This is a genomic window from Asticcacaulis sp., from assembly GCF_027484505.1.
Taxonomy (GTDB): Bacteria; Pseudomonadota; Alphaproteobacteria; order Caulobacterales; family Caulobacteraceae; genus Asticcacaulis.
The window spans coordinates 1-4,017 of sequence record NZ_JAIXSV010000162.1 but is presented as its reverse complement, the minus strand read 5'-3'; the positions used below and the strand labels follow the sequence as shown (position 1 = coordinate 4,017).

Sequence of the window (4,017 nt, the reverse complement as noted above, 5' to 3'; positions counted from 1 at the left end):
GATTTCTCGTTTCCTGTAATTGTAGGACAATTCGAGAAATCGCGAATTAGAGCGTATTTCGTTCATTCTGAATCGAAATAGCGCTCTAAATTTTTTGGTTTAACGCGCTTTTTTATCCGAAAAGTGCGTCACACTTTTCGGAAAGCGCTCAAATGGCTTTCAGCTGCGAAAACCCTCTGGGACTGGAAGGGATCGCCTTCGTCGAGTTCGCCTCCCCGCAGGCGGATGCGCAGGCCGATGCCTTTGAGCGGCTGGGCTTTGTCGAAACCGCGCGGCATAACTGGCAAAACGTCAGCCTGTATATTCAGGGCTCTATCCGTTTTGTGGTCAATGCCGAACCCTCTGGACACGCCGCCTTTGCGGCGCAACACGGGCCGGGCGTGTGCGGCATGGGGCTGCGCGTGCGCGATGCGCAGCGCGCCCGGCGACTGGCGCTACAGAACGGCGCCGAAGCCGTCGAAGGCCCGATGACGCCCTTTGCCGAAGACGTCCCGGTGCTCAGGGGGGGTTGGCGGCACGCTGATCTACCTGATCGACGACACGCACCTGAGCGGGCACCTGTTCGATGGTTGGCGCGCCCTGCACAGGCCGCCCATCATGCAGGTGCAGGGCGCCGGCCTGATCGGCGTCGATCACCTCAATTACGCTCTGCGCAAGGGCCAGATGCAGACCTGGGCCGATTTTTACGTGCGCGTGCTGGGCTTTGAATCGCAACGCTATTTCGACCTTGACGCCCACGCCACGGGCATGGAGACGCAGGCCCTGATCTGCCCGCAGGGCCCCATCCGCATCCCGCTGAACGAGAGCCGCTCAGCCTACAGCGCCACCGAGGCCTTTCTGGAGGCAAACGGCGGCGAAGGGGTGCAGCATATCGCGCTGGAAACCTTCGATATCCACGCCACGGTCGAAGCCCTGCGCGCCCGCGGCGTGCGCTTTCAGGCTGTGCCTGAGCCCTATTACGACCTGATGGCTGCGCGCGTCCCGCACCACGAAGAAGACGTCGCGCGGCTGCGCCACAACGGCGTGCTGATCGACGGCAATGCCCGCCGCGAAGGTATTTTGCTACAGGCCTTCTGCGAAACGGGCGTCGGTCAGCTCTTTTTCGAGATCATCCAGCGCAAAGGCCACACGGGCTTTGGCGGCGGCAACGTACAGGCCCTGATGGAGGCCGCCGGACTGGATCAGATGCGCAAGGGGTTGCTGCGGGTTTAGAGCCGTCTAAATAAAGACCATATCCGCAATCTCGAACGGCCCGGCACTAAAAATCCGGTTATGGGAGTCGTTCTAAACCGCCTTCACAAAAATCCCGTCTGGCTCCTGAAATGACCAGAAAACCTTTCTGTACTCACGGTGCACACTGCGGATTTTGATGGCATTGCTGTCCGATTGCAGTCGGCCTGTATCCCCGTCATCCTTGATCTCGACAAGGGCGATATTGTCGGGGGTGTTTCGTCCCGCCACGCCGACGACGAAGTCCGGGAAGAAACGTTTACCTGTCGGCAGGATCAGCCGCGTCGCCCACTTCTCATTTTCAGGGTTCCTCAGCCACCATTTGATGCGCCCGGAATCGTCATTGTCGAGCATTTTCGCAAAGGCCATGCGCGTCCTTCGGCTCAAGTCAAGTCAGGCTGTGGATGGCACCACCCTAAGCAGTGAAGCGCCCGCCCGCAAGGCTGCGCTTTTTTCAGCATCCGGGGTCTTTTGGGTAGGAGCGCTAAAAAGCAAAAAACCCGCCTTTCGGCGGGTTTTGAAGCTGATTGGTGCCAAGAGAGGACTCAAATTTTAGAAATAGTTGTTTGATTTCAGAAATTTGAGCCATTTCAGCTCACTCTCGTTACCCACACCGTTACCCACGCGCTTTATGTTGCAAGTGGGTTACGGTTCGGATTTTCGTCGGCCTGAGCGCGGTGCCAACGAAAAATCTCTGCCTTCTGCGAACATTATCTGCTTCGTCAATCGAAGGCAACTATCCATGCCCGCTCGTGTATGACTGCACTCATCCACGAGGCCCTCAGACAACGGAAACGCATATAATCCGCATACAGATAAATTAAAATCAAAGGCCAACAGTCGTAAATTATCGGGCGGGTAGTCGAGATGTGACCAAGGGGCGCATATTCTAAAAAGCCGTCACGCTGTCTCGTTACCCAATGGGTGCGGAGAATATACCCCTTATTATCCGCAAAATATGCGGATAATAACCCTTGCTTGCGCGGAGAATATGCCGCACAATCTCCGCAAGGAGTGCGGAGAAATGGAATATATTCACGAACAGGATGGTTGGCCAGCCTTTCGCTGGAACCCTGAGACGCTCGCTGATCAGCTCGCGTCCGTGCGCCATAACCAGGGCAGGCTCGTAGGCCGCATGGAAGGACTGGGCTTCAATCTGCGCGAAGAAGCGGTTCTCACGACCCTCACCGAGGACGTTTTGAAGTCGAGCGAAATTGAGGGTGAGCTTCTCGATAAAGAACAGGTTCGCTCTTCGATTGCCAGACGTCTCGGCATGGATATAGGCGCTTTAGCTCAGGTTGACCGTAACGTCGAAGGCGTCGTCGAAATGATGCTGGATGCCACACAGCATTATAACACCCCACTGACCGCCGAACGCCTGTTCGGGTGGCATGCCGCCTTGTTTCCAACGGGTCGAAGTGGGATGACGAAGATCGTTGTCGGGGCATGGCGTGACGGCACATCTGGGCCAATGCAGGTCGTTTCCGGCCCCATCGGGCGCGAGCGAATCCACTTCGAAGCCCCGAACGCACCACGGCTGGATGAAGAGATGGAAGCCTTCCTGAAATGGTTCGAAGGGGGCGCGGACCTTGATCCGGTCATTCGCGCTGCTGTTGCCCATCTGTGGTTCATCACTATCCACCCGTTTGAAGACGGGAACGGACGTATCGCCCGCGCCATAGCGGATATGGCCTTAGCGCGGTCCGAAAGGAGCGCACAGCGGTTCTACAGCATGTCAGCGCAAATCAGAGCCGAACGCGCCGCCTACTACGACCGGCTGGAGAAAACGCAAAAGGGCGACCTTGATATAACCGGCTGGATCGGGTGGTTTCTGGCTTGCCTCGATCGCGCGTTCGTGGGGGCCGAAACCACGCTGGGTTCAGTTGTTTCGAAAGCCCGGTTCTGGGAAACGCACCAGGTGAACGCGCTCAATGCCCGTCAACGCCAGATGCTGACCCGCCTCCTCGATGGATTCGAAGGCAAGCTGACATCCTCAAAGTGGGCGCTGATCGCCAAATGTTCCCAGGACACGGCAAGCCGTGACATCGAAGACCTGATCAAACGCCGCATCCTTGTCAGAGATGCATCGGGCGGGCGGAGTACAAGCTATTCTCTAGTATCAGAGTGAGGGCGTGGACAACGGGTGTTGTCGAATAAGGTCTATCGCGGCCAAGTGAGTTCAGGTTGACCAATCGGAATGACACCGGTCTGGCCTACTGGCTTCGGCTTTGGCCCAAACATTGGTTTCACGATGCAGGCCTCGTCCTCACCTGAGATGGCTACTTCTCCGCACAGAAATCGCAAAAGATCGTCCCTCAGTATCAACCTACGCCCGCCGATTTTGACGGACTTTAGCGATCCGTCAGCCATGCGCTCGTACAGGAATGACCGCCCCAAGCCGCTGGCCTTGACGGCCTCGTCAATGCGGTAGGCTAGCTTCTGCGTGTTTTGAGTAATTGTCGCCGTCATCTCGCGCCCTCCCTTGTGGTTGCCTTTGGCGCGCTGCATTTTCTAGCCAGTGCCTCAAGTTCGTTTGTCAGTTCATCGTCAGGGTAAAGATGGTGTCGGGGTTTCATGGGCCTGTCCCTTCCGCTGGGGCTCAGAAGGATCAGCATGACAACCGGCGGGCTTCGAGTACCGGGCATCAGGCGCGTCTCCTCCACTGAGCAAGCGCCATGATGCCATCGCTGAGGTGATGGCCTCATAGCCCCGTTGCCGTCTGCGGCTACCGTTTCGCCGCAGTTCGATCAGCGGAAAGCTTCGGGACCGAGGTTACCCCGTGGAATT

Annotated in this window: 5 protein-coding genes; 3 read left to right on the top strand and 2 right to left on the bottom strand. The window is 57.3% G+C overall.

The genetic code is table 11. The features are described from left to right. Nucleotides 1-152 precede the first annotated feature (152 nt). Together Q0072_RS10395 and Q0072_RS10390 are read left to right on the top strand one after the other, a co-directional pair. On the top strand, nt 153-707 hold the full coding sequence (locus Q0072_RS10395; RefSeq protein WP_298329456.1) for a hypothetical protein: 555 nt from the start codon (nt 153-155) through the stop codon (nt 705-707). Then, complete coding sequence (locus tag Q0072_RS10390; RefSeq protein WP_298329454.1) at nt 598-1,212, top strand: VOC family protein; 615 nt, start codon at nt 598-600, stop codon at nt 1,210-1,212. The genes Q0072_RS10395 and Q0072_RS10390 overlap by 110 nt, the downstream gene beginning before the upstream one ends. 72 nt (nt 1,213-1,284) lie before the next feature. Here Q0072_RS10390 and Q0072_RS10385 read toward each other — a convergent pair whose 3' ends face one another. Beyond that, nucleotides 1,285-1,599 carry a hypothetical protein gene (locus Q0072_RS10385; protein WP_298329450.1) on the bottom strand — a complete coding sequence of 105 codons (315 nt, stop codon included), beginning with the start codon at nt 1,597-1,599 and terminating at the stop codon, nt 1,285-1,287. Between the two features lie 655 nt (nt 1,600-2,254). Here Q0072_RS10385 and Q0072_RS10380 point away from each other — a divergent pair. Further along, on the top strand, nt 2,255-3,358 hold the full coding sequence (locus tag Q0072_RS10380; protein ID WP_298329447.1) for a Fic family protein: 1,104 nt from the start codon (nt 2,255-2,257) through the stop codon (nt 3,356-3,358). 32 nt (nt 3,359-3,390) lie between these two features. On the opposite strand, the gene Q0072_RS10375 is transcribed toward Q0072_RS10380, so the two are convergent. Further along, nucleotides 3,391-3,738 (bottom strand): helix-turn-helix domain-containing protein, encoded by a 348-nt coding sequence (locus Q0072_RS10375; RefSeq protein ID WP_298329444.1) that lies wholly within the window; start codon nt 3,736-3,738, stop codon nt 3,391-3,393. Nucleotides 3,739-4,017 lie beyond the last annotated feature (279 nt).

Coding starts and splice junctions, on each gene's coding strand:
- Q0072_RS10395 (WP_298329456.1), top strand. CDS start 153: ATGGCTTTCAGCTGCGAAAACCCTCTGGGACTGGAAGGGATCGCCTTC.
- Q0072_RS10390 (WP_298329454.1), top strand. CDS start 598: ATGCAGGTGCAGGGCGCCGGCCTGATCGGCGTCGATCACCTCAATTAC.
- Q0072_RS10385 (WP_298329450.1), bottom strand. CDS start 1,599: ATGGCCTTTGCGAAAATGCTCGACAATGACGATTCCGGGCGCATCAAA.
- Q0072_RS10380 (WP_298329447.1), top strand. CDS start 2,255: ATGGAATATATTCACGAACAGGATGGTTGGCCAGCCTTTCGCTGGAAC.
- Q0072_RS10375 (WP_298329444.1), bottom strand. CDS start 3,738: ATGCAGCGCGCCAAAGGCAACCACAAGGGAGGGCGCGAGATGACGGCG.